This is a genomic window from Vibrio eleionomae (assembly GCF_009874545.1).
Taxonomy (GTDB): Bacteria; Pseudomonadota; Gammaproteobacteria; order Enterobacterales; family Vibrionaceae; genus Vibrio; species Vibrio nitrifigilis.
In genome coordinates, this window is the sequence record NZ_WEKT01000008.1 from 73,461 (window position 1) to 98,070 (window position 24,610).

Below are 24,610 nucleotides of genomic sequence, written 5' to 3' on the forward strand. Positions count from 1 at the left end.
CTAAATCCACTCGTTAGGTAGCGGCATTAATTGAGGTGAAATCAATGTCCCCTCATTTAAATAGAATGGGTAAACCATGTTGCTACGTGTGTTAATAGTGATCACGGTGTAGTCAATTTGAATCAGTAACTTGCCTGAATCTTGAACAGGCAAAAAATGCAGTTCTTCAACATCAATCCGTGATTCGAAAAATAAAATGGCGTGGCGAATTTCATGTTCGATTTGTGTCAGTGTGGTTCGAGTGATTTGCTCGAAGTTAAACTGATTAATTCGACAGCCAAAATCCGGTGTCATTGGCCGTTCACCCGGAGTGGTAGAAAGTAACACCATCAAGCTTTGCTCAATATCTTCAATATCTGAGCTCAAAATAGCTTGGTGGTGAGGGCCGCTAAAACTGGGAGGGAATGCCCAGCCCGTGCCCAAAAATGCATTGTGTTGTGCCATACGTATTTGTCATCCTTGTTGAATATGTTTAACCACCGATCATCACGGTGGGGCATCCGACGGTGATGGTGCCGCCATGGTTAGTGCTGTCGCCCATGCGGGCGGCCGGTTTTCCGCCAATGAGTACGGTTGCCGACCCTTTTGCTATCGTGGAAGGCGGTCCGACACAGGTGCAGGTGTCACCCACCACTGATGCGGGTAGGTTGCCGATTAATACAGTGGTCACTCCGGGGCCGATAATAGGTCCGCCGACGTGAGGAATAGGCGGAACGGCGGTGGTGACCATAGGACAAACTTGTAGATCGGTAATTCGAGCAGCAAACGGCATATATCACCTCTAAATCTAATTAATTTTCACCATTGAACCTTTAATGGTCGTAATGCCAGAACAAGACACCTCAGCCGTTGAGTTGCCTTTTACCGTTAATCCTGTTTTGGCTTCAGCGGAGACGTTTGCCCCCGATATTTTTACGTCACCCGTGGCTTTAATGGTGGTGCCACTGCTTGATTCGGTGCTGATCGCGCTGTCAGCGCTGATCGTGACGTCTTTGGAGCTTTTAATCGTGATGCCACTTTCGCCCATGCTGATGGAATTGCTGTTTTGGTCAGTGAGTGTGATTGATTTGTCGGTATCACTCATGACAATCGAGTTGCCTTCGGGGGTTTCTAAAGTGATGGCTTTGTTTTCATCATCAAAGGTCAGTTTCAATTGGTTTTTGGTGACGATGCCTTTGATGTAGTTATCGCTTGTTAGATCATTTGGCATCGTGTTTTTACTGCTATAGACCGAACCAAGAATAATCGGGTTACCCGGGTCTTGATTGATAAAGCCGACAATAACTTCATCATCGACATCAGGAATAAAGAAATTGCCGTATCCAGACGACGCGTAATAGGTGGCTAAACGTGCCCAAATTAAGTTGGACTCGCTATCGAGTGTCGGAATTTTGATTTGAATCCGATAGTTAGAACCTGGATCTTCGTTTAATTGGGTAACAACACCAATTTGTAAACCATCGACAGGGGGAAGATACCCAGAGGCAGGTGGCGCACCAAGATCACGATGCTCGGAGGACCACATTGGTGATAGTCCTAGCTCTGCCGTGGTGATCCATTGCCCATTTTCAATGCTATGATGAATACCACCTATATAATGGGAACCGTTATAACGATCACCGACGCCGGCCAATTCAATCAGAGTATCTATTCTGGCTTTCGAGTTTCCCTGAAAGGTTACGCTGCCACGAACTTTGCTTAGCATTGCTTTGACTTGCTGACCATCTGCCCAGCTGGCGAGTGCATCGGCACTCACAGTAGAAGCGGTTTGTAGAGTGTAATCGCTGATGTTAAACACACTCGCTAGAGAGCTACTTGTGAGGTTTCCTTGGCTTTTGATCGATTGAGACGAACCTTTTCCGGTCACCATTTTCTGTTCAGTCGAATCCCACGAGGTGGCGGTGACAGAACTGAGTTGGTTTCGTGCATCCACATTGGCGGAAAAAGAGATTAAGTCGGTGCCATAAGTGACCACCAATGTGGGGGAACTACTGGTTGATGGCTTATCTACGGTGACTTTGTTTGACTGATTGGTGATCACAAATCCATTTGCTTCGGCGCGGGTGAGCATAAAATCCCAATCGCTACTATTAAACTGAACCATTTCAGGGTGGGTATTAGACATAGCGCCGACTGAACTTGATAAACCTGAATAGTTAGATAAAAGACTACTGATTATTTGCTTATCGTTTTTCTTGAGAAAGCATTGGCTATGTTTTGCGATAGTCATCGCGATCGCTTGGTCTTTACACATGATATTGAGTGTTGAACTGTTATTTGACGTGATTTCAATACCATGGCTAATGATAATACCTTCAAATATGGTATTTTCCGTGCTGGCATAACCAGCTGATATAGCGATGGCTGCGCCTGGCTTAAATGTACTGGCGTCACTGTTATCGAAAGTTTGTGAGGCCATATCTCCATCACTAATTACAATTTCAGCGGTTGCGATTTGATTTATTTTGTAATAAATATCGATCGAAATAATACCGATGGAAGTATCAATTGTACTTCCATCAACTTTAATAGCGTAGGTGACCACACCAGTACTATTTGTTGCTGGAGACGTTGCCATAATAAACCTGATTTTATATTAAAGGTGGAAAATAAATTTTGGTGCCAGGCTTAATTAATCGAGTATTAACTAGATTATTTGCGCGTGCGACATCAATATAAAAACTGCTATCTTTATATACTTGGCTACATAATAGTGGGAGTGTATCACCAGATTTAAATTCAATAATATGAGTAAGGTCTGGTGAATTGGCCTTTTTTACTGCTTCTTGTTCTTTTAATGTCATGTACCCTTTAAAACCCAGACTTACTTTTGCTCTTAGTGGAATGCCACTTGTATCAAATAAAGTATAATCGACGGACATTGTTGTTAAACGGCCGTCAAAATCTAATGCTCCCCATACAATGTTTACTGGTTGTGGTTCATGATAGCTTCCATCATATTTATAAACAGATTTTTTTAAACCGTCGATTTTGGTTTTTATCTGCGCATTGGCAGACTCAGTGACTCCAGTGGAGTCAAATAATGCATCAAACGTTAATGTTTCCGAATCATAATGTGAAAAGCTCAGTTTTTTAGCTAATGAACCAGCAGCTTGTTTGTCATCGCATGGATTAGAATACTGTATATTGAAGGTATGTTTTAACGAGCTTGGGTTTAGCTGAAGTGTATAAACAGTACCACCGTTTGGGGTTATGTTTAACTTATTTGCTGTATCGCTCATTTTAACGTTCTCTATAGTTTTCTAATATTTTTGAATGTAAAGAGGTTAAAGATTTGCAATCTATTTTTGATAGCATATCTTTTGTACAACTTCTATTAATGTTCTGTTCTACTGTTAATCCTTCTTTTTTTGAAGATTCTGATTTAGCTTGAATAGATAGTTGTTTTACTTTTATAGACATATCATATAACCCTCATTGAACGACTATAACAAAACTCTATTTCCTCAACGGCTACTTCGTTCTTTGTTGAGGTAAAAGAGTCAATTTTCATTTTTACGGGATATGCATTATCAAATATCCAAGCTCTACACGGTTCACCTTCACTATCATGAAGGCTGACTATTATAGATTTGGTATTTATTAATGTTGATAACTGGTTATCAATAATTGAATTACACCATTTAATGATAGGTGAATCATAATTTGCGATGGCTCTTTTTAATACTAAATTGCTATATTTTATTGATTTTGGAAGGTGGAAAATTAGATTATTTCCTCCTTCATAATATTCCTCAGTTTCTACTTGGGTTTCAATTCCAGATACTTCTTGGAATGCCATGTCATTCATGTCGTAGTCAATGGCTACATTAAAATAAAAGGCTGGTAACGGCCATTCTGTTGTAGATTCACTCGAACTCAAAACGCACCTCGCTTAAATTCTCTGTAAATCACTGAATTTAATTCAGTGATTTACAGTAGTGTATTTGCAGTTATGGAATTAAACGGCTATTTCTAACCCTTCGTGAGCCAGTTCTATGGTTTCAACGGCAACTTCGTTGCTGTCTGATTTCAGGTCTGTCCCAGTGACTTTAGTTGGCCAAGCATTTTTCAATTTCCAACTCATGATGGGGGCACCGCCTTCATCTAATAAGCTGATGGTGACAGGGGTTCGTGCAATGGTGTTCATCTTGATTTGTGAATACCAATCGTAGAACTTGTTATCGCCTTTAAAAATGCCTTTTTTGAGTGTGACATTACTGCTTTTAATCAGCCCTGGCATTTTTATGGTTGAAAATACAGGGTTATTGCCTGCTCGGTATTCAATTGGCTGTGCTTCGGTATCAAGGCCTGATACTTCTTGAAATGACGAAACCATGTCTTTGCCTGCACCTCCATCCCATTTCACTTCGAAATGAAATTTCGGCATAGGCCATACGGTTTCGGATTGCGCTGATCCATCATCTGCCATGATGTTCTCCTAAATAGTGATGTGTGTCTTAAGCGACAAAATTACGTGTTAACAAGCTATAGAAAGAGGTAGCGTATTAAGATTCCTGCATTTTTTGCTGGAAGGTGATTTCAATAAATTCTGCAGGACGAACAATCGCAACCAGTACGGTAATGCGCAAAATACCTTCTAAAATATCGTTTGCGGTCATGGTCTTACCTAAACCGACACTGACGCTGTACGCTTCTGCTGGTGAGGAACCTGCGAGACCACCACGCTTCCAAATGCCATAGAGGAAATTGCTGATCATGCTTTCCATTGATACCCAGGTATTGGCAACGTTAGGTTCAAATACATAAGCTTTTGAAGCGAGTTTTACCGATTGCTCTAGCATGATCATGGTGCGTCGTACGTTGACATAACGCCAGTCTAAGCTGTTGCCATCTAAGGTACGAGCCCCCCATACTAAGGTACCTTCACCAATGAATGGACGAATCGCATTGATTGATTTACCTTGAGTGGTAACGTTCAAATCTTCTTGTTCATCATCACTGATGTTTACAGTAGGAGAAACGACAGCATTGACACTGACGTTGGCAGGGGCTTTCCAAACACCGCGCGAATTATCAACCATGGTATAAATACCGGCCATTGCCGTTGATGGTGGCAAGATGTTTTGCTGGAATTTAATATCGGCCATAACGGTTTGATACAGCGGGCTGATATTCGATAGAATTTTATGCAGCAGTACGCCTTCACCGCCGGATAGATCACCACTGAGTTTGGCAATTTCATCGAGCATGGCTTGTTTATGAGTCGCGCGAAGTTTGTTACCACCAGAGCTCAGTTCTTCTTCGGATAGACCCTCTAGATCGATAAACATGCTTGCTACTTCGGCATTCAGTAACTCAACCAGTTTATCTAAGTTACTGACGTTACGGAAACTTACGTCACTATCTTGGACAATAGAAGTATTGAGCCAAGGGTAGTAAGCGGTTGAGTAATCGAGGTAATTGGTCCCCAGCTTTGAACGGAAGCTTTCGATGCAATCCCCATCAGGATGTTGACGGTCTTTGTAACCATTCCAAACATCCAAGATCGCAATGCGGCTTTTCATTTTACCACCACAGTGACCAAGCATTGCTTGTTCTACATTGATGCAATCGTCTTCTTCTAGTTGAGTGGCTTCTGGAATCAGAAGCATAGTAGGCTCGGCTTCTTTAATGAGTGGCGCGATACCTGCTTTTAAAACGCCGGCATCAATGTCATCGGAATAACTGCCAACGGATACGATGTAGCATGGCCCACCGCCATTTTGGAAGAAAAACAGCATGCTGTAATAAAGGTGGTAGCGAGTGTTGGATTGTGTGATTTGATAGGCTGTTCCACCTTGAGAAAAGGCTTCACGTACGTTTGGATCAGGCTCTTCACCGACTGCTGCAATTTCAAATTGGTGTTGAGGCTCGCCACCGAAATATTGGCGAAATTCCGACATTGAAGTAATGCGCCAAGCTTGATTTTTTAAAGATTTACCGCCGTTATCAGCTTTTTCTGTATAACCGATGAATGCCGGTACCGCCGTTGCTACTTCGACAACTGAGTTTGGAAAAGCATTCTTTTCCACTATATAAACACCTGGTGTTTTCATTACACCCATAGTCTAGTCCTTTATCTAATTGATTGGCTACCGCATGCTCGCTTTATTGAAGAAGATCGTTACTTCAATAAAGTTGGGCATTTTTTATCCAGAATTTAAACAGTATTAATACTGCGACTGTGGCGATATTAATGAACTGTCGTTAATTTAAGATACGGTCACTTGTCTGAGTTTATTTCCATCGATTTAGACAGATAGAAATAGTGTAAATTAAATAAATTTTGGGAATTAATATCATCCCATACACATAAGAGAATCCATTGCACTGACCCGTTATGTGGTGATGAAAATATAAATCCAAGTGAAACTGCTTTCAGTATCACTGCGGTATCAGCTAGGGATTAAAACGATTCTAGATTTACCGAGAGTAGTTGATACCGGATTGATACGACGTCTCTGTGCTTAATTGAGTATGTTACGGATGAGATGTTGATGATTTTTGTCCATCGATGGGAGAGTAAGATGCTGGATGAATGTTTAAATTATTTATGTTCGAGATTAAACCAATCAATCAAATCGACTTTTGAAGTCTCTGATGATATTGCACTGGTTTCTCCTCCATTAGATATTGATGGTGCCAAAGCAAGTAAAAGACAGAATAAAATCATTGTGTTCATTAGTAATTTGGAAAAAGATCCATTTTCTAAACTTAATCCAAATCAGGGAGGCGTGAATTTAGGGCGAGCGACCATTAAAAATAAACCGCTATTTTTAACGCTAACCGTGGCCGTTGCAGCCAATTTTACCCAAGATAATTACACTGATGGTTTAAAACTGCTGTCACATGTGATGGCCTATTTTCATCGCAATAATTTTTTTAATGGTCAAAATGCCCCCGATTTGCCCGCGAATATCGAACAAATTACTTTGGAAATGGAATCCATTCCTGGTGATCAAATCAATCAAATGTGGGGCGTGTTTGGGTCGCAATACTTGCCTTCATGTTTATATCGGGTGAGAGCTCAAGTTCCTGATAGTGAATCTATTTTGGGACAAGCAGGCAGAATTCACCTTACTCATACTAATGTAAAAAAAGAGATGTTTAGATGGTAAATTATCAACCTTTCATGTCTATTTATGTAGAACATGAGTATTACAATACATCGCCAAATCACCTTGCTCCTATCACGCTCATTCCAAGCCGAGAAACCTTAATCATGCTCACGCAGATGGGGGTATTATTAAAATCGGGTGGTGTGTTGCACCTGATTGCTGATACTGCGCGGTTTAACGAAGTGGTGGCCGAATTCAAAAACTTGCCGATGCAGCTTTTCTTATTGAGCCATCATCCTGGGCTAAGAAGTGTGACTAAAATGCCTAATGAGTTTGATGTGTCTTTAGTTGATACGACCATTAAAGACCAAACTGAGCTCGCTGTTCCTGTCGAAACGTGGCTCGATAAGAACGAATACATTAAATATATTAGTCATAATAGTGTTGAAACTTTTGATGCGAATTTAATTGGTATCGTCAATGCTACCTTGGACAAAGAAGTGCTTACGCTGAAAAATAAATCGTTAACAATTAAATATGAAACGATGTCTGCTATCTGGAAATATTATTTTCTTAAGTTAGACACCAGTAAAACGTATCAGATTACCGATAGTTCAAACTTCACAACCTTTACCCCAAGTATCGAACAGTTAAACAGAAAAGACATCGTTACTTTTACCTCTGATAGGGCTATTGCTTTACACCAAACCTACACAGCAACCTACGCTTTGAATAATGACAGAAAAGTGATTGTTAAAAGCTTACCTGTCGCTGAAACTGAGCAGTTATCAGCGATTGTCACCGATAATGGTCGAACCTATTTATCTCATATTTATATTAACTAGATTTAATTGTGCTCTACCCTAGTGACCTCAAGATGCTGTTTCAGCGAGAATGTATTCGCTCTGAATCCTGCATCTTGAGGTTATTTGGGTACATTAATAATGGCCGTGATTAACGTGCATTATTGCAGTGTATAGGAATATATGAGTGCTATTTTGTGGGACCCGATCAAACATCAAGTCATTATTTGATGCATTATGAGCTACTTAGCGTATTACTGTGGTGTTAATTTGCAATGCGACAGTGATGTCGGTGTTACTCGCTTCAAGGACAGAAGAGTAGGGCTATAGTCTATGAATTTGCTCGTTTTTACCTTTCTGGTATGTCTCTATTTTCATCTTAATAACAGTGATACACCGCCAAAAGAAGCATATAGCGCAATGATATTTATGGGATTTTATCTTGTGGTGTTTACATTTATTCCGCCTTTCCCTGATATAAGATCAACCTATATGAGCGCTTTGTACCAAGGCGTTCCAATGCTTTCCTTCGGCGCGGTGTTATTTCCCCACCTCAATCGCACATCTCCAGAAGTGGTAACTCGTGTATTGGGTTGGTCGGGTATGGTGTTGGTATTTGTTATTCTTGTCATTTTTAAGCTGGTGGTATGGTAGAGGCAATAATTCGCGTAAATAGGTTTGAATCAATTCGTTAAGGAAAGAAAAAGTGAGTAGAAGAATTTTTATTTTAAGACATGGCGAAACACTGTTTAACTCTCAAAGAAAGTTACAAGGTCACTGTGATTCTCCTTTAACTGAATTAGGTGTTTCACAAGCGCGGTCGGTCGGGGCAACCCTTAAATCATTTTTGACACCAGGGAAGTTTGATATTTATGTCAGCCCACTTGGGCGTGCAATTCAGACTGCGCAGCTTATATGTGATGAGATTAATGTTTCTTATGATGCGTTAATCTCCGAGCCTCGAATAAAAGAGTACTCGTTAGGAGATTGGGAAGAGCACCACATTACTGATCTCATAGAGCAAACCCCTGAGCTATTTGAACAACGTGATTGGTTTATTCATGCGCCTAATGGTGAATCTTATAATGATGTGACTCAAAGGTTGACTGATTGGTTGGACGATTTACCCAACGATGAGTGTGATGTGGTCGTGATCAGTCACGGTTTAACAGGGCTAACCTTACGTGGCATGTTAACCGCGCAAGCTTATGACGACATTTGGCAGCAAACCATTCCGCAAGATGCGTTCTTTATTGCGCAAGATGGTCAACTGGAGCGGGTCAATTGCGTTTTGGATGAAGTAGAGAGTTAATTGCTCACTTAGGTTCTATGGAACGGAGCAAGCCATTGTGGGGCTCGCTCCGTTATTTTCTGAATTACCACATGAGATCGTCAGGAACGACGAAATCTGCATATGGGTCGTCTTCATCAATTGTTTCAGGTTCTTTGGTGTTTTGCGCAATGACAATAGTTTCGTCGCGCTGGGCGATTTTATCAGCCACACTACTTGGTATCACAACGTAACTTTCACCTTGTTTGGCGATAGCCAAAATACCTTTCACGAGCTGTTTACGCACCAATTCAGTGACATAAATAGACTTAATGATCGTGCCTTCAGTGAAGTTATATTTTTCTTCACCGTTGTTTAAATCGAGTTTATTCATCTCAATAAGTTGCGCAATTTGACTCTGGACTTCTTTGTTAAGGCGTTGCTGATTTTGCTCGGCATTTAACGCTTTATCACGTTCGAGCTGTTGACGTTTTTGTTCTTCAACGGCTGCTTTTACTTCACGAGCTTGTACCCGAGACTTTTTGGCCCCTTTCTTTACTTTTTTTAGTTTCTTTTCGTTAACAAGGCCTGCTTTTAGCATTTGCTCTTGTAGGGTTAGTTTTGCCATGGGGAACTCATCTTCATTTAATCAATAGCGCATTTTAACCTGTGGAATAGGGTAAATAAAGCAAGTAGGGAAACTATTATTAAAGGGGCAAAGAGGTGGTTACCAAAGCAATCTGGGGCATAATTTGGCTTCATTATTACCGGTTTGATTTATACCTTTAAAAAATAGTCCCTAGGGCAAATCGTGATTCTATTCATAATTTTACACAATTCTTGATACACCTCATGAAGTGGATCACAGTTTTCCTTTAGCATGGCACACTAACAAATAAAAATGGGCTGGGGTTACGGTGTATATAGAACAATTTATGATGTTGCTGGCAGTATTTGAGCGTGCGGCATTAATGCTGATGACGCTTTTTTTGCTAACGCGTACCCACCTGTTTCAAGCCATTGTGATTAAACGGCACCGTCGGCCATTTGAAACGTCAATCATCTCATTATTATTTATCTTTTTTGCGGTTGGCAGCACTTACACTGGTCTTAAAGTGTCGGGGTCTTTAGTTAATGTGCGTATTATCGCGATTCTCTCTGGGGGAATTTTATTTGGTCCATGGGTTGGCATTCCTGCTGGCTTGGTGTCAGGAATTCACCGCTACTTGATTGATATTCATGGCCCAACCTCAGTCGCCTGTTTGATTACCAGTATATTAGCAGGTGTGCTGGCCACGTGGATTCATATTCGTTGTCCGAAAAAGCAATACGCCAATTGGGGAATTGCCGCAGGGATGTTTTGTGAAGTGATTACCATGACACTGATATTGCTGCTCAATGATGACGTCGCACTGGCGAAATCGATTGTACAAGAAATCGGTTTACCGATGATCTTCGGCGCGGTTTGTATTGGGTTAATTATTATCTTGGTGCAAGACCTTGATGAAGAGAAAGACAAGGTTGCCGCTATTCAGGCTAAATTGGCACTCAATATTGCCAACAAAACCTTGCCCCATTTTCGTAAGTCAGACCGTGATTCATTAACGAAAGTCTGTGCGATTATCCGTCAAGAAACCGAAGCTGATGCGGTGGCGATTACCGATACTCAAGATGTAAAAGCCTACGTTGGGATAGGGCAAGAAAACTTTCTCGATGCGCATCATAAAATCAGTTATATGACTCAGCAAGCGGTGAATTTAGGTAAGCAGATTATCAGTAATGATTTGAATGTGCATGAGTTTCACTCATTACTGATTATTCCTCTATGGGAAAATGGTCAGGTGACTGGGACATTGAAAATCTTTTATTGTCAGCCGCACCGCATCCGCCAAGCATTACGCGAAATGGCTATAGGTCTATCTCAATTGATCTCGACGCAAATAGAAGTGTCGAAAATTGACCAACTTAAAACCATGGCCAGTAAAGCGGAGTTCTCTGCGTTGCAGAATAAAATTAATCCTCATTTTCTGTTTAATGCGCTCAATGCTATTTCAACATTAGTACGAATTAAGCCAGATAAAGCCCGTCAGTTGATCGCGAATTTAGCGGACTTTCTACGCTTCAATTTGGAGAAAGGCGATGATCTCATTGATATTCAAGAAGAGCTACAACAAGTGCGCGACTATGTCGCCATTGAACAAGCCCGTTTTGGTAATAAGCTTGAAGTAATTTTCGATATCGATGCAGTGAACTTTTCTATTCCACCGCTGTTAATTCAACCGCTGGTGGAAAATGCTATTCAGCATGGAGTAGTGCCGTTAGGCGCACCAGCGCAGGTGATTATCTCGGTGAAAAAGCAAGAGGATGGCCAGAGTGCGAAAGTGATGATCAAAGATACTGGCGTTGGTGTGCGCCAAGAGATCATTAACAAGGTCTATCAAGGCACAATGGATAGCCATCGCATTGGGTTAGTCAATGTACATCAGCGAGTGGCTCTATTATATGGTGAAGGGTTGACGATCCAACGTTTGCACCCTGGCACTGAAATTTCTTTTTACGTCAATAATATTGGTTAATCTATGTTAAAAGCTCTGATTGTCGAAGATGAATACTTAGCTCGTGAAGAACTGGAGTACCTAGTCAAAACATATAGCGATATCAATGTGGTGGCCTCTTTTGAAGATGGGTTAGAAGCGTTTAAATACCTGCAACAACACAAAGTTGATGTGGTATTTCTTGATATTAACATTCCATCCATCGATGGAATGTTGTTAGCGCGAAATATTCATCAATTCTCAGAAAAACCGCACATTGTTTTCACGACGGCGTATAAAGAATTTGCTGTTGATGCGTTTGAACTTGAGGCTTTTGATTATCTGTTAAAGCCATTGAATGAAGAACGTGTGCAACGATTGCTTAGTAAACTAGAAGCCAGTGCCGTGACACCGGAATCGGTGGCACCAGCAGAAACTAAAGCGGCGGGTTCAATCAATTTAATGCATGATGGCCGTATTCGCATAACGCCAGTTGATGAAGTGTGTTACGCCGAAGCGAGTGAAAAAATCACCGAAGTCTATACACAAGACGGAGAATATTCGGTGCCATACACCATTAGTGAGTTGATGGATAAGTTACCTGAAGAGCAGTTCTTTCGTTGCCATCGTTCATACTGTGTGAACTTAAAATGCATTGAAGAAATTATCCCTTGGATGAACAGCACCTATATGCTTAAGCTTGTCGGGTTGAGTGAGAAAGTGCCAGTGAGCCGCAGTAACATAAAAGCATTTCGTGAAAAGATGAAACTGTAATTCATGCCGATATAATGCAATTCATGCCCGTGAATTGCATTTCATTTTATAGTTCTCTCAACCTATTGTATCCCTCGTTTCGAATCGTATTCTGTAAGCAAATAAGGTGGTTTATGCCACTGAACATCTTCTCTTGTCACGGAGTTTTTGCTATGAATACACAGCTTTCTAATAGTAAAAAAATGCTTACTTTAGCGGGTACAGTTCTTACCCAATTTGCACTTGGTTCTGTTTATACTTGGAGCCTATTTAACTCACCTCTCGCCGACAAGTTGGGCGACCCAATCAGCCAAGTCGCATTTTCATTTGGTATCTTAAGTTTGGCTTTGGCGGTTGCCTCTTCTTTATCGGGTAAGTTACAAGAGCGTTTTGGTGTACGCAATGTGACGATTGGTGCTGGTTTACTATTAGGGGGTAGTTTGGTTTTAACGTCACATGCCAGCAGCCTGTGGATGCTATACCTATTCGCTGGTTTGTTAGTGGGGTATGCTGATGGTACGGGGTACCTAATGACGCTAACCAACTGTGTGAAGTTGTTCCCTAAAAATAAAGGCCTTGCTTCAGCATGTGCTATTGGCGCCTATGGCCTTGGTAGTTTAGGTTTTAAATTTATTAACGTTTACCTATTGAGTCACTTTGGGTTGTCGCAAACATTCAATCTTTGGGGCGGTATTGCGATGGTGATGGTGATTGTCGGTGGTTTAATGATGACCGATGCACCAAAACAAGAAGCAACCAGTGCAGATAACCAACAAGCGACAACGGATAATAAGGTATTTGACTATACACTGCCACAAGCCATCAAAACGTCACAATTTTGGATGCTAGCTGTAATGTTCCTAACAGTTTGTATGTCTGGTCTGTATGTTATCGGTGTAGCGAAAGATGTGGGTCAAAACTACGTTCATCTTAGTGCTGAAACGGCAGCCTCTGCTGTGGCTATTATCGCCGTAGCGAACCTACTAGGTCGCTTGGTGTTAGGTATTATGTCTGACCGTATTGCGCGCACTCGCGTGATTGCTTTGGCGCTAGTGGTCTGTTTCGTTGGTGTTGCTTCGTTAGTGTTCTTACACTTAAACAGCCTAAGTTTCTATTTTGCTGTGGCGTGTATCGCGTTTAGCTTCGGTGGCACTATCACGGTTTATCCATCTTTGGTGAGCGACTTCTTTGGCCTTAACAATGTCACTAAAAACTACGGTGTGATTTACCTCGGTTTCGGTGTGGGTAGCTTCGCCGGTTCTATTGTGGCTTCGCTATTCGGTGGGTTTGTGGCAACGTTCTACCTGATGCTTGCTTTGATTGTTGTTTCGATTGTGATGGCGGTGACCATTAAACTGCCGGGTGCACCAAAAGATTCAACCAGTCATGCGCGCCAATCTAATGTGGCAGTTCAACAAAACTGATTGGTTGATCATTCAGTCTTAAGATAACAAGAGGTCAGCATTGCTGGCCTCTTTTCGTATACTCTTGGTGATTATTGTGATTTGCGAATCTCTTCGAGTGGCTTGATTTGATGACCTTGAGCATCAAAGTTGTGCGGTGATAACCAAGAGTTAAAGGCGGTTTTCATCGCCGACCATTCCTTATCAATAACAGAAAACCAAGCGGTATCGCGTGTTCGCCCTTTGTAGACGATGGCTTGGCGAAATATGCCTTCAAAGGTAAATCCTAATCGTAATGCCGCGCGTCTTGACGGAGCGTTAAGGCTGTCGCATTTCCATTCGTAGCGGCGGTAGTGCAATTGTTCAAAGACATATTGCATCAATAAAAAATGGGCTTCTGTTGCCATAGTGGTTTGTTTAAGACGCGGTGAGAATGCGACGTTACCAACTTCAATAACACCGTGGTGCACGTCAATCCGCATTAAAGAAAAAGTACCAAGTGCTTGTTCACTGGCAAGCTCAACAATCGCATAATGTTTTGGATCTAAACTCGCCGCAGCAGAAGTAAGATAATCAGCAAATGTTTCTTTGTTGGTAAATGGACCGGCGAACATATAGGTCCAGTCGCGGCCATCTGGCGCCTGAGAGTAGGCCTCGTAGAGATCATTGAGGTGTTTTGGCACGTTTAATGGCTCAATACGGCACGTTCGTCCCTGCAATACCATATTCTGTGGTGGCTGGCGTGGCTGCCAATTAAGTAAGTTGTTACCAACCGGTTGGCCAAATTGATTATCCGGCATGACGATTCTTCCTTATCTATCATTAATAGTATACCCAAATGACCTCAAGATGCAGGATTCAGAGCTTCATCAACGAGCCTAGGTCAAGCTCAATCACGGCAGGAATGGTCATTCCCTTTTAACGTGATTGGGCGCAGAAATAGGTTTGTTGATGAGCTCCCGAAGGGCGAGTTTTATTCGCTCCTAGGCTGTGTTACTGATTTTCTACGTAGAATGACTATGTCTTCAAATCAGTGCCTTGCCTAAGAGCGAATACATTCTCGCTNAAACAGTATCTTNAGGTNACTTGGGTATATTAAAAATGGCAAAGTATCTGGGTGAAATATAAAGAGGAAGGGCGGTGACGTTGAGATCCACTTTTAACAAAAATTAAGATCCACTTCTTAGTTTTTGACATGCAATAAAAGACAGTTTTGATATAACGCATTATTGAGTAATAAATTAATGAGATAAAAAGACTTTTTCTCATTGATATATTTTACTTTATTATGTTGTGCTATTTAATTAAATTTCTTATGAAATATTAGGCATTTAAGTTACACTGTGATTAAGTTTTGTTGAGTGGTGTTGGATAACATGGATCATCTATCCTTTCGGTTAAAACTATTTATTTGCATTTCTGTTATTTTTAACAGTGTGACTTTCTCTGTGTTTGCAGCAGGTTCGACACCATCACGTATTCTCGTTTTACACTCCTATTCTCCCAGCTATGCTTGGACACGAGAATTACAAAAAGGCATTGAAGATGTCAGCCATGGAACCAATGTAAAACTGTCTATCGAATATCTGGATACCAAGCGAATTTTCAATGCCGATTATCTTGCAAGTGTCCGTCATTATTTTGAGAAGAAATATCGAGGGTATCCATTTAACGGTATTATTATCTCTGATGATAATGCGTTGAAGTTTTTCAATAGCCTAGATATGGATAACTTGAAGAATTTGCCCACAGCCGCTGTCGGGATCAACAATTTTCAAGCTGAATTAAGTTCGAAAACTCAACTCGGCACTATTATTTATGAAAAGGACCGCATTGCCGAGACAATTCAGTTAATAGCGAAGCTGCGACCAAAACTAAAAAACTTATATTATCTTGCTGACCACAGTCCCACTTCCAATCTTATTGAACTTGAAACCAAACGTATTCTGCAACATTACCCAAACATTCATCTTATTGAAGTACGAGACCTCCCTCTTAAAGACGCCGCTACCTTATTAGAAAAAGCTTCACCTAATGATGCGGTATTACTTACGCACTATAATACTGAGATTGAGAATAATGTTTATCACGACTATAACCAAGTTGCAGAACAAATCGGTAATTCAAGCCGAGCTCCTGTATTTGTTTTTTGGAAATTCTATATTCATGATGGTGTTTTAGGGGGAAGTGTCACCGATTCCTACCAACTTGGCAGCTTAGCGGCAAACTTGGTCATTCATCAATTAAATGGAATGCCCATCGATAACGCACAAATGGCTTCACAAGGATACAGAAACGTATTCGATTTTAATGCTTTGTTAAAGCATGCTATTGATAAGTCTTTATTACCTTCAAATCGAGTCTTAATTGGCGAACCTCAATCGTTTGTAAGAGAACACTTACGTTTGGTACTTATTGTTAGCAGTATTTTTGCTGTTCTGGTCATCATTATTTTTGTTTTGATTCTTTCTTTAAGAAGAAAAAAAATTATTAGTCAGCAAAACCAAAAAATACTTCAACTCCAAAAGAAAACGGTAGGTGTCCAAAAAGAACTCATTCATTTGTTGGGCGATGCGATTGAAACACGTTCGGGTGAAACAGGGAATCATGTCAAGCGGGTTGCTAAAATGTCGGCCTTACTTGCCAGCATAACAGGTTTGTCACCCAATGAATGTGAGGTGATTGAAGTCGTTAGTCCAATGCATGATATTGGCAAAATAGGGATTCCAGAATCGATTTTGGAAAAACCCGGTAAGTTAGATCCTGATGAGTGGGAAATCATGAAAGGGCATGTTGATATCGGGTATAAGATTTTGAGCGCCAGTGAAGGCGAATTCCTAGATTATGCGGCAATTATTGCTCTAGAGCATCATGAGCGATGGGATGGGGCAGGATACCCATTAGGTAAATCCGGTGAAAATATTCACTTGTATGCGCGAATTACCACTATTGTTGATGTATTTGATGCGCTATTAAGTGTTCGTTGCTATAAGCCAGCATGGCCGATTGAGCGGGTGATTGATTTGTTAATTGTAGAAAAAGGAAAACAGTTTGATCCTCAACTGACTCAACTTGTACTCGATAATATTGATGATTTCGTGGCTATTAGACAGCAGTATCCTGATGTTGCGACATTTCATATGCCCAATAACGTTTAAAACAAATGGTCATTTCTGTTTTTATCTCTCTTTGCCTGAGCTTGTTGACTAATCTCTGAGTCCGTTGGGGTTTAAAAAATTGCTATCTTGCTATTGTCGCTGGATATACTCAATTAGGTCGGTCTCAGGCAGCGGCTTAGAAAAATAAAACCCTTGAATATAAGAGACGCCCATCTGTTTTAATATCGTAAGCTGCTCTAGGGTTTCAACGCCTTCTATAATCGATTTCATATTCAGCGAATCAGAGATCGTTAGCATAGATTCTAGCAACATCGTGAGATAGGGTTCATGACCAAGATTTTTAATAAACACCTTATCGATTTTCATAGTATGAAATTGAAATTGGCGCACAAAATTCAAGCCAGAGTATCCAGTGCCAAAGTCATCGACAAATAAACGAATGCCCAGTTTGTGGAATGTGTCGACATTGCGTTCGACCACCACCAATTCGTCATCAGTAAAATCGCCATTTTCCGTAATTTCGAAAGCGAATGCGCGATGAAAGCATGGGTACTCCTTGCAAAGTGTTGCCACATCTTCAGTAAAATCGGGCGTGAGCAGTAATTCTCGATCAATGTTAATGCTAATGTATCTGCCGAGCATGATACTCTGGTTTCGTTGGTACATGTCCATGCAGGTTTCTAGTACAAAGTCGGTCAGCTCGCGAATGTGCCCCATACGCTGAGCTAATGGGATAAAAATGCTTGGTGGTATATTTCCCTGGGTTGGATGGTTCCAGCGAATCAGCGCTTCACAGCCTGAAACCTTTTCAGTTTTAGCGTCGATAATGGGTTGAAAATGCACATACAATTCTCGTTTCTTAATGGCACCCACTACGGAATGCTCTAGGCTACTTTCTTCTATTTGCTTCTTCTTACTTTGTAAGTGGTTGAGCAATACCATCAAATAAAGGACGACAAAAATCCAACTGTATTTAAACAGATAATTGAGGTAAGTATAAAAGGTAAGTGCGAAGTGAATTTCCAGTGGGTGTTGCTTAGAATGAAACGCCATGTGACGCAGGGGCATCGCTTCACTTTTTATCGGTTTTATTGTCCTACCATTAACTAAAACTTGAAAGTAGATATCGGTATCGTGTAAACGATTGCTTAAATCGCGGGTAAAATAACGAGGTGGAATGCTTATGCTCAGACCATACTTTGTGCTGTTTCTGAAGATAAAGAAAATCGAATATTGGCGTGTTAGTGCCGCCTGTGTATACGATAGTGTTTCGTTTTTAGGTGATTGATCTAAACGAGTCAGTATATCTTGATACAAATGGAATTTATCATCAGATGCTGCATTGGTACAAAAAATTTGGCCTTTAGGATTAAAGAGTGCAATGTCTTTTGCGTAATCGGAATGGAACGTTGCTACTCGTAACGTTTCTCGAGTGGTTGAGCACGGGAGTTTAGGATATTGGTCAAGAATGTACGATGTTTGTTTGCGCGTGTTTTCTAGGATTTGGTCTACGTATTGGATGGCATGTTCACCGATTTGATTAAAATACGTATTACTAAATGCAATTCCCATGTAGAGATAGACCGCGAACGAAGTGAAAAACAGAATGAGGTGTGTATTCAACGTCGCTAGGTTTAATAAAGACCTTGTGCGGCGTAACGAAAAACTCTCAGTAGTCATTAAGCGGTGATCCATTAGTTCGAATTGAATGCATTGTCATGGAAAAATTGAGGGTTTTTGTAGCACGTAGGATACGACAACGTCATATTCAATCCTTTGAAAATGTTATATTTAATATTCATACTCATACAATGTAAAAGCGATGTCAATTCTATAAATGTGAGAAAAAGTGCTCAAAAATGAGAATTACATATCACTTAGCAATTATCTGTGTAATTGCATAAAAATACGAGTGACTACGATGCCTCTTATTTTTATTTTCCATAAGCACACCATCCACTTGCCAACGATTAGTAACGCGACATTCCATTCACTTTAGCGACGTGACTGAATGTTCGTTTAATCAACAGCCATGAGATAAAAACTATGACTTATGTCTTGGGTCAATGATTGAGTCCAACATCACTAAACAGTAGCAAAGTTAAATAAGTAAACGATTACATTAGAGTTTGTATGAAAAAAAAGAGTATTTCAAATACATTTTGATTCTCACCAATGACATTTCTATGCATATGTAAATCATTATGGTTGATTGAGTTGTCGAAAGATCAATTTCGTTAATTAATTGGCCTAATTCTCTACAATTTAAGAGCTTTACTACTATCCTTTATTACAAACATTCAAGCTATCGGCCGACCTAAACTGGATGAATTCGAAGGTAGGCACGGTTTGCCTATCTCATTGTTCGGTGGTTACGAAAAGGACGGAATCTATCCAATGCTTAAAGCGTCACGTCTTTCTGTTAAGGTCAAAATGTTTCTGCTTTGTGTTGTTCCTGCGAGTCTGATTTTGGGCGGTGCAGCTTATATTTATAATCAACAGCGTAATCAACAGCAGGCGTATCATTGGGTAGCGGAACGAACTAAAGCCTTATCCCTAACTTTGCAATCTTCCAGTGACTTGTTTCAGTTGCTGAATGCGATGACAAAAGCGAACCGTCACGAGAATGCTTTTATGACGTTAGGGCAGGATTTCTTCAAACTGGAAAAACAAGTCACAATATTGGAAGAGATCAGACCTAAGTGGCAACAAGAAGTCGCGATTCACAACCAGATTTCCCAATTGCGCCAACTCACCCAAGAAGCGGTATTCTCACCTCGTAACGCTCTAAATGCAGACGCCACCCAAGGGTTCATGGTGTTGCAAGAGCTGATTGACCAGTTTACGGTGAAGGATGTGGTTTTATCAGACATATCTGACATTAAACTGTTACTTTGGCATGAAGCCTTTAGCCAATTTCTTTATTGGCGCATGAAGCAGGCTTGGCTATTAGGTAATGTACCTGAACCCAAGTCCGAACAATATATCAAATGGATACAAAACTATACCTTAGCGACGAATCAAAGGCAGATCTTGTTAGAAAGCTTGGTCAGTGAAGGATATAACCAGGCTCTCATTAATAAAACAGTACAACAGCTACAGCAGTTGATGACGGATGGTTCATTTGGTCGAGAACAGATTCGTTCACTGCGCTTTTCGTCCGCGATTAATCCGCAGGAGCTAACCAGCTATTTCGAGCAATGGCATAAGAACTTTCCTCAGTTAAAGTCTTTATATACAGAATCCAGCGTAAAAATATATGATCGCTTCATTCATCGTATTGATGAAATACAACAGCAGATCATGGCTTTAGGTATTTTAATTATGTTGGTCTTAATCGGTACGGTTGTGATCGCATTTAGCACCTTCACTCGAATTTCGATGAAATTAAACTCGATTATCGAAGCGATGATGCGTTTGGGAAAAGACAAGTATAAACCCGAACCGATTCCATTAGAGGGAAATGACGAGTTAGCCGATTTTATTAAAGATCTCAATCAGTTTATGTCGGACCAACATGCTTATAAGACCGAACTGTTGGTTGCGAAAGAAGCGGCAATATCTGCCAATCGAGCGAAAAGCGCGTTTCTCGCTAATATGTCGCATGAGATCCGAACGCCGCTTAACGGCATTATTGGAATGGCGGAAATTTTGGGTTCGACGTCATTAAACACTAATCAGCGGGAAGTGTTACTCGATATAGAAAGTTCATCACACTCATTACTCGTGTTAATTAACGACATTCTTGATTTGTCTAAAATTGAAGCTGGGAATTTAGCGCTGAGTACCCACCAATTTAATATGGCTGAGTTAGTGTTTGATACGGTAAATATGGTTAACTCCAAAGCCGTTGCCCAGCACATTGAATTAACTATCGATATTGATCCAACGTTACCCAAATATGTCATCGCCGATGAGTTTAGGATTAAACAGATATTGATGAATTTATTGTCTAATGCGGTCAAGTTTACCAATGATGGCTATGTACGAACTCAATTGACTTATATGGGAGGAAGTACTCCCAAAATACATTGTCGCGTCAGTGATACAGGGAAAGGCATTGATAACGATAAGCTCGATAGTATCTTTGAGCCCTTTATTCAAGAAGATGGCAGTATTACTCGCCGTTATGGTGGGACCGGCCTTGGACTAGCAATATGTAAACAGTTACTTGATCTAATGGGTGGGGAGATTTTAGTATCATCGATTGTCGATAAAGGCAGTGTATTTGAATTTATCGTTCCAGTTGATATGGTTGAACATCCGGTCAGTAGTACGACGTTAAGTAAGAGGGCTCTGCTGGTTCATAATGGCTCCAAGTATCGCCGGTTAGTGAATCAAGAGTGTCAACGATTAGGCTTAATTGTTCAAGAAGTTGCCGCTATTGATGAGCTGAAACCAGATAACCCGGCCCCAGAGGTTGTACTGTATTGTCAAAATCTCACTCGCAGTGCACGATCAGATGCTGTCAATATCTTACGTCTCTTCCCCAATACGCACCAAGTTTTATTGCAGCATCATCTATTCACTAACAAAGAACTGGTTTCGCAGTTTGATGCAATCGTGACTTTGCCATTTTTGGGTAATCGTTTGGAAAGGGCGATTGTAATGAGTAGCCATACCGAGGTTCAGGCTGCGGATATTGATGTGAATTCTCTCGACAATATTGCGGCAATTAATCGCATTTTGATTGTGGAAGATAATTTGATGAATCAGAAGATTGCGAGCTTTTTCCTCGATCGAGCTGGTTTAGACTATGTGATCGTTAGTAATGGACAAGAAGCGGTCGATATTGTCACACAAGGCGGGGTGTTCTGTGCGGTATTAATGGATTGTATGATGCCCGTCATGGATGGCCTAACCGCAACTAGGAAAATACGTGAGTGGGAAAAACTCAACGAATCGAAACGTCTTCCTATCATTGCGTTAACCGCAAGTGTGCTTGATGAAGACATCAGTAATTGTTTTGATGCGGGAATGGATGCTTATCTACCTAAACCCTATAAATCTCAGCAACTGTTTGATGTTTTAAACGAGTTACAAGTGTTCGAGAAAGGATAAACTCACCAGTAGTTCGTTGACAACTGAACATTACGATACGTGCATTTCTGAGTGATTATTGGTTGCGACTAAGTGGATAAACTCATCCGCGGGCAAAGGTTTGGCACATAAATAGCCTTGATACAAATCGCATTGTTCGCTGCGTAATATCGCTAATTGTTCCTCATTATTAATGCCTTCAGCGATAACCACTTTACCCAGATTATGACCCAGTTGGATAATCGTGCGCACAATCATTTGGCTCTCTTCATTATGCAAACTTTCATCAATAAAAGACTTATCAATTTTGATTGAATCGACAGGTAATTCGCGTAAGTAATTGAGTGAGGAATAGACGGTTCCAAAATCATCAATCGCGATTTTAATACCAAGTTTACGTAGTCGGTGACAAGTATGAGTAATACTTTGCAGTTCGGTCATCAACGTTGTCTCGGTGATTTCTAACTGTAACAACTCGGCTGGCAATTGATATTTGCTCAACAACTCTGTCACGATACGGTAGATATCGTCATAAACGAATTGAATAGTCGATACATTAACTGCAACGCAGATAGGTTGATTATGATCGTGCCAATATTTAGCTTGCTGGCAGGCTTGTTCAATGACCCAACGACCAATCGGAATGATTTGTTGGCTTTTCTCGGCAACACTAACAAACTCGTCAGGTGCTATCGTTCCTAGTTCTGGATGTAGCCAGCGAATTAGCGCTTCAGCATGATGAATCTGGTTGGTTTCAACACTCACTTTAGGTTGATAATAAAGTGAAAGTTCGTTCTTTTCTAAAGCGAAAGACAGTTCGCGTTCAATTTTATAATGGCGTTTCATTTCATTATTTAAATCGTCGTCATACCATTGAATACGATTTTTACCGTTCAGTTTTGCTCGATACATTGCAATGTTGGCATTACGGTGCCAAAAACTGACGCTGTGTTCCGCATCGCGCATCAGCGCAATACCTATGCTCATGGTCGTAAAGTAACAGTTATGTTCCAACGTACACTCTGCGGTGCAACTTGAAACAATTAACTGCGCTAAGTGTTCACTGGCTACCTGAATATCATTATCTTGAATGATCACTGCGTATTGATCGCCACTTAGACGAAATACAGATGAGTACTGTAAATGTTGCTGGCACACGTGATCAATTCTTAAGGAAATCTCCTTTAATAATTGATCACCCACTTGGTGACCTAAGGTATCGTTAATGCGTTTGAAATTATCTAAGTCAATAATAAGTAGCGAAAAATAGTGATGCTTATTGAGAGGCTGAGTTCGTATCTCTTGTAATGTTTCGTTAAACGCTTTGCGATTGCCTATACCGGTAAGAAAGTCAGTTAAACTTTCTATACGAAACCGTTCCATTTGAGTTTTCAAACGCAACCGATAGTACAAACTGACCGTAGCAAAAATACTGATCGTCATTAACTCAAACGTATTGCCAATAAAATCACCCTGTATGTGCAGGGGATCGGTCGGTATAAAAAATAACACAAGCAGTCCAGCAACGGCCATAGGCCAGAGCGAGCCAGGATAGAGCACTAAATAACAGAGAGGGGCAAGTAATATAACATCGGAAGGTATGACGTTGTGCTGTCTATCATCGAGACAGCCTAAAATTAACAAACATAGCGATGCCGCGACACATAAGTGTTTAATCTTACCGTTGGTACTAGAAAAGATTCCCAACATAAACAGGGGATAGAGAATAAAAATATGCGATAAAAGAAAGTGATTAGACAACTGCATATGACTAATCAATGTATGGGTTGTTAAGGACAGTGCGATTAGGAAAAAAACAGTAAACGCATAATTTAACGATACATTTTGTTTGGGCTGTGTCGGTTTAAATGGCATCGGCATTGCGTTTCCTGTTAGCAAGAGCAGGCAGAGTGATTTCTGCCTGAGCACTGTAACAAGTCTAGTGGCAGTTGTTGAGCTTACACCAGCACAACTGACGAAACCTTATGCATATTCTGACAATTTTTATCAGTGCGTCTCAGTGATAAGACACTCAATGTTTAATACTGATATTACTCAGTCATAGGTTCGATAGTAGTGATCGATTCTAACTCGTCGCGAGGTAACCAGTTTACTTTAACTCCGGCTTGTAAAAACATCTCCTGGCTTACTTTAATTTTTTCTCCCCAACGAGATAAATACTCTTCGGTTTGTTCCGGGCAATGCACTGCAGACATGCCAGTTTGAATGATCTTTGCCGCACAGTTAGGACAAGGGAAGTGGGTGACGTACATTTCACAGCCGTCAAGGTCTCGCTTGGCAAACAGAATCGCATTTTCTTCCGCATGTAACGTTTTTAAATACTTCATATCACGTTCATCCGTCGCCGCACTGTCGGAGATGCCATGGGGGTAGCCGTTGAACCCAACCGATACAATGCGGTTTTGTTTAGTGATGACGGCACCAACTTGCGTTGATGGATCTTTGCTCCATGACGCTACCAGTTCCGCCATTTGGGAGAATCGCTTAGCCCATTTTGAAATCATTATCAGGTTCCTTACGTAAATCGGATAATCGAGAAGGTGGTTACTCTATATCTTATCACTGTTGTCAATAGAGACGTGAACTCTCACCTAACGTATTGCAGG

At 40.8% G+C, this 24,610-nt stretch carries 22 protein-coding genes; 9 read left to right on the top strand and 13 right to left on the bottom strand.

Annotation, left to right across the window (positions count from 1 at the left end):
- The 8 genes from F9817_RS06865 to F9817_RS06900 form a co-directional block, all read right to left on the bottom strand.
- Entirely contained in the window at nucleotides 1-444 is a 444-nt protein-coding gene (locus F9817_RS06865; protein ID WP_161154216.1) for a GPW/gp25 family protein, read from the bottom strand.
- Nucleotides 445-472: 28 nt separating this feature from the next.
- Nucleotides 473-772, bottom strand: coding sequence for a PAAR domain-containing protein (locus F9817_RS06870; protein WP_161154217.1), 300 nt, complete (start codon nucleotides 770-772; stop codon nucleotides 473-475).
- 15 nt (nucleotides 773-787) lie between these two features.
- Entirely contained in the window at nucleotides 788-2,578 is a 1,791-nt protein-coding gene (gene vgrG / locus F9817_RS06875) for a type VI secretion system tip protein VgrG (protein ID WP_161154218.1), read from the bottom strand.
- 13 nt (nucleotides 2,579-2,591) lie between these two features.
- The gene (locus F9817_RS06880) at nucleotides 2,592-3,242 is read right to left on the bottom strand and encodes a CIS tube protein (RefSeq protein WP_161154219.1); all 651 of its coding nucleotides are present in this window, start codon (nucleotides 3,240-3,242) and stop codon (nucleotides 2,592-2,594) included.
- A gap of 1 nt (nucleotide 3,243) precedes the next feature.
- Nucleotides 3,244-3,423, bottom strand: coding sequence for a hypothetical protein (locus F9817_RS06885; protein ID WP_161154220.1), 180 nt, complete (start codon nucleotides 3,421-3,423; stop codon nucleotides 3,244-3,246).
- 1 nt (nucleotide 3,424) lies between these two features.
- Nucleotides 3,425-3,883, bottom strand: a complete 459-nt coding sequence (locus F9817_RS06890; protein ID WP_237476195.1) for a phage tail protein — start codon at nucleotides 3,881-3,883, stop codon at nucleotides 3,425-3,427.
- A 78-nt stretch (nucleotides 3,884-3,961) separates the two neighbouring features.
- Nucleotides 3,962-4,432 (bottom strand): phage tail protein, encoded by a 471-nt coding sequence (locus F9817_RS06895; RefSeq protein WP_161154221.1) that lies wholly within the window; start codon nucleotides 4,430-4,432, stop codon nucleotides 3,962-3,964.
- Between the two features lie 76 nt (nucleotides 4,433-4,508).
- Nucleotides 4,509-6,068, bottom strand: a complete 1,560-nt coding sequence (locus tag F9817_RS06900) for a phage tail sheath family protein (protein WP_161154222.1) — start codon at nucleotides 6,066-6,068, stop codon at nucleotides 4,509-4,511.
- 462 nt (nucleotides 6,069-6,530) lie between these two features.
- Between F9817_RS06900 and F9817_RS06905 the strand changes: the two genes are divergently transcribed.
- From F9817_RS06905 to F9817_RS06920, 4 genes are all read left to right on the top strand, one after another.
- Nucleotides 6,531-7,121, top strand: coding sequence for a Pvc16 family protein (locus F9817_RS06905; RefSeq protein WP_161154223.1), 591 nt, complete (start codon nucleotides 6,531-6,533; stop codon nucleotides 7,119-7,121).
- Nucleotides 7,115-7,906, top strand: a complete 792-nt coding sequence (locus F9817_RS06910) for a hypothetical protein (RefSeq protein WP_161154224.1) — start codon at nucleotides 7,115-7,117, stop codon at nucleotides 7,904-7,906. Before F9817_RS06905 ends, F9817_RS06910 begins: the two co-directional genes overlap by 7 nt.
- Nucleotides 7,907-8,197: 291 nt before the next feature.
- Nucleotides 8,198-8,518 carry a hypothetical protein gene (locus tag F9817_RS06915; RefSeq protein ID WP_161154225.1) on the top strand — a complete coding sequence of 107 codons (321 nt, stop codon included), beginning with the start codon at nucleotides 8,198-8,200 and terminating at the stop codon, nucleotides 8,516-8,518.
- A 52-nt stretch (nucleotides 8,519-8,570) separates the two neighbouring features.
- Nucleotides 8,571-9,176, top strand: coding sequence for a histidine phosphatase family protein (locus tag F9817_RS06920; RefSeq protein ID WP_161154226.1), 606 nt, complete (start codon nucleotides 8,571-8,573; stop codon nucleotides 9,174-9,176).
- Between the two features lie 64 nt (nucleotides 9,177-9,240).
- On the opposite strand, the gene F9817_RS06925 is transcribed toward F9817_RS06920, so the two are convergent.
- Nucleotides 9,241-9,762, bottom strand: a complete 522-nt coding sequence (locus F9817_RS06925) for a DUF2058 domain-containing protein (protein WP_161154227.1) — start codon at nucleotides 9,760-9,762, stop codon at nucleotides 9,241-9,243.
- Nucleotides 9,763-10,069: 307 nt separating this feature from the next.
- Between F9817_RS06925 and F9817_RS06930 the strand changes: the two genes are divergently transcribed.
- The 3 genes from F9817_RS06930 (at nucleotide 10,070) to F9817_RS06940 (ending at nucleotide 13,845) form a co-directional block, all read left to right on the top strand.
- Nucleotides 10,070-11,710 (top strand): LytS/YhcK type 5TM receptor domain-containing protein, encoded by a 1,641-nt coding sequence (locus F9817_RS06930; protein ID WP_161154266.1) that lies wholly within the window; start codon nucleotides 10,070-10,072, stop codon nucleotides 11,708-11,710.
- 3 nt (nucleotides 11,711-11,713) lie between these two features.
- On the top strand, nucleotides 11,714-12,442 hold the full coding sequence (locus F9817_RS06935) for a LytR/AlgR family response regulator transcription factor (protein WP_161154228.1): 729 nt from the start codon (nucleotides 11,714-11,716) through the stop codon (nucleotides 12,440-12,442).
- Between the two features lie 152 nt (nucleotides 12,443-12,594).
- Nucleotides 12,595-13,845 carry an L-lactate MFS transporter gene (locus tag F9817_RS06940; protein WP_161154229.1) on the top strand — a complete coding sequence of 417 codons (1,251 nt, stop codon included), beginning with the start codon at nucleotides 12,595-12,597 and terminating at the stop codon, nucleotides 13,843-13,845.
- A 71-nt stretch (nucleotides 13,846-13,916) separates the two neighbouring features.
- Here the strand turns inward: F9817_RS06940 and F9817_RS06945 are convergent, their stop codons facing one another.
- Nucleotides 13,917-14,624, bottom strand: coding sequence for a GNAT family N-acetyltransferase (locus F9817_RS06945; RefSeq protein ID WP_161154230.1), 708 nt, complete (start codon nucleotides 14,622-14,624; stop codon nucleotides 13,917-13,919).
- A gap of 576 nt (nucleotides 14,625-15,200) precedes the next feature.
- On the opposite strand from F9817_RS06945, the gene F9817_RS06950 reads away from it, so the two are divergent.
- A complete protein-coding gene (locus F9817_RS06950) occupies nucleotides 15,201-16,982 on the top strand; it encodes an ABC transporter substrate binding protein (RefSeq protein ID WP_161154231.1) in 1,782 nt (593 codons plus the stop codon).
- A gap of 90 nt (nucleotides 16,983-17,072) precedes the next feature.
- Here F9817_RS06950 and F9817_RS06955 read toward each other — a convergent pair whose 3' ends face one another.
- Entirely contained in the window at nucleotides 17,073-18,623 is a 1,551-nt protein-coding gene (locus tag F9817_RS06955; RefSeq protein WP_161154232.1) for an EAL domain-containing protein, read from the bottom strand.
- A gap of 669 nt (nucleotides 18,624-19,292) precedes the next feature.
- On the opposite strand from F9817_RS06955, the gene F9817_RS06960 reads away from it, so the two are divergent.
- Nucleotides 19,293-22,004, top strand: coding sequence for a hybrid sensor histidine kinase/response regulator (locus tag F9817_RS06960; RefSeq protein WP_161154233.1), 2,712 nt, complete (start codon nucleotides 19,293-19,295; stop codon nucleotides 22,002-22,004).
- Between the two features lie 30 nt (nucleotides 22,005-22,034).
- Here F9817_RS06960 and F9817_RS06965 read toward each other — a convergent pair whose 3' ends face one another.
- A complete protein-coding gene (locus F9817_RS06965) occupies nucleotides 22,035-23,864 on the bottom strand; it encodes a putative bifunctional diguanylate cyclase/phosphodiesterase (RefSeq protein ID WP_237476196.1) in 1,830 nt (609 codons plus the stop codon).
- Nucleotides 23,865-24,034: 170 nt separating this feature from the next.
- The gene (locus F9817_RS06970; RefSeq protein ID WP_161154234.1) at nucleotides 24,035-24,508 is read right to left on the bottom strand and encodes a dCMP deaminase family protein; all 474 of its coding nucleotides are present in this window, start codon (nucleotides 24,506-24,508) and stop codon (nucleotides 24,035-24,037) included.
- Nucleotides 24,509-24,610 lie beyond the last annotated feature (102 nt).

Excerpts from the sequence above, each read along its gene's own strand:
- F9817_RS06865 (WP_161154216.1), bottom strand. The coding sequence starts at position 444 with ATGGCACAACACAATGCATTTTTGGGCACGGGCTGGGCATTCCCTCCC.
- F9817_RS06870 (WP_161154217.1), bottom strand. The coding sequence starts at position 772 with ATGCCGTTTGCTGCTCGAATTACCGATCTACAAGTTTGTCCTATGGTC.
- vgrG (WP_161154218.1), bottom strand. The coding sequence starts at position 2,578 with ATGGCAACGTCTCCAGCAACAAATAGTACTGGTGTGGTCACCTACGCT.
- F9817_RS06880 (WP_161154219.1), bottom strand. The coding sequence starts at position 3,242 with ATGAGCGATACAGCAAATAAGTTAAACATAACCCCAAACGGTGGTACT.
- F9817_RS06885 (WP_161154220.1), bottom strand. The coding sequence starts at position 3,423 with ATGTCTATAAAAGTAAAACAACTATCTATTCAAGCTAAATCAGAATCT.
- F9817_RS06895 (WP_161154221.1), bottom strand. The coding sequence starts at position 4,432 with ATGGCAGATGATGGATCAGCGCAATCCGAAACCGTATGGCCTATGCCG.
- F9817_RS06900 (WP_161154222.1), bottom strand. The coding sequence starts at position 6,068 with ATGGGTGTAATGAAAACACCAGGTGTTTATATAGTGGAAAAGAATGCT.
- F9817_RS06905 (WP_161154223.1), top strand. The coding sequence starts at position 6,531 with ATGCTGGATGAATGTTTAAATTATTTATGTTCGAGATTAAACCAATCA.
- F9817_RS06910 (WP_161154224.1), top strand. The coding sequence starts at position 7,115 with ATGGTAAATTATCAACCTTTCATGTCTATTTATGTAGAACATGAGTAT.
- F9817_RS06915 (WP_161154225.1), top strand. The coding sequence starts at position 8,198 with ATGAATTTGCTCGTTTTTACCTTTCTGGTATGTCTCTATTTTCATCTT.
- F9817_RS06925 (WP_161154227.1), bottom strand. The coding sequence starts at position 9,762 with ATGGCAAAACTAACCCTACAAGAGCAAATGCTAAAAGCAGGCCTTGTT.
- F9817_RS06930 (WP_161154266.1), top strand. The coding sequence starts at position 10,070 with ATGATGTTGCTGGCAGTATTTGAGCGTGCGGCATTAATGCTGATGACG.
- F9817_RS06935 (WP_161154228.1), top strand. The coding sequence starts at position 11,714 with ATGTTAAAAGCTCTGATTGTCGAAGATGAATACTTAGCTCGTGAAGAA.
- F9817_RS06940 (WP_161154229.1), top strand. The coding sequence starts at position 12,595 with ATGAATACACAGCTTTCTAATAGTAAAAAAATGCTTACTTTAGCGGGT.
- F9817_RS06945 (WP_161154230.1), bottom strand. The coding sequence starts at position 14,624 with ATGCCGGATAATCAATTTGGCCAACCGGTTGGTAACAACTTACTTAAT.
- F9817_RS06950 (WP_161154231.1), top strand. The coding sequence starts at position 15,201 with ATGGATCATCTATCCTTTCGGTTAAAACTATTTATTTGCATTTCTGTT.
- F9817_RS06955 (WP_161154232.1), bottom strand. The coding sequence starts at position 18,623 with ATGACTACTGAGAGTTTTTCGTTACGCCGCACAAGGTCTTTATTAAAC.
- F9817_RS06965 (WP_237476196.1), bottom strand. The coding sequence starts at position 23,864 with ATGCCGATGCCATTTAAACCGACACAGCCCAAACAAAATGTATCGTTA.
- F9817_RS06970 (WP_161154234.1), bottom strand. The coding sequence starts at position 24,508 with ATGATTTCAAAATGGGCTAAGCGATTCTCCCAAATGGCGGAACTGGTA.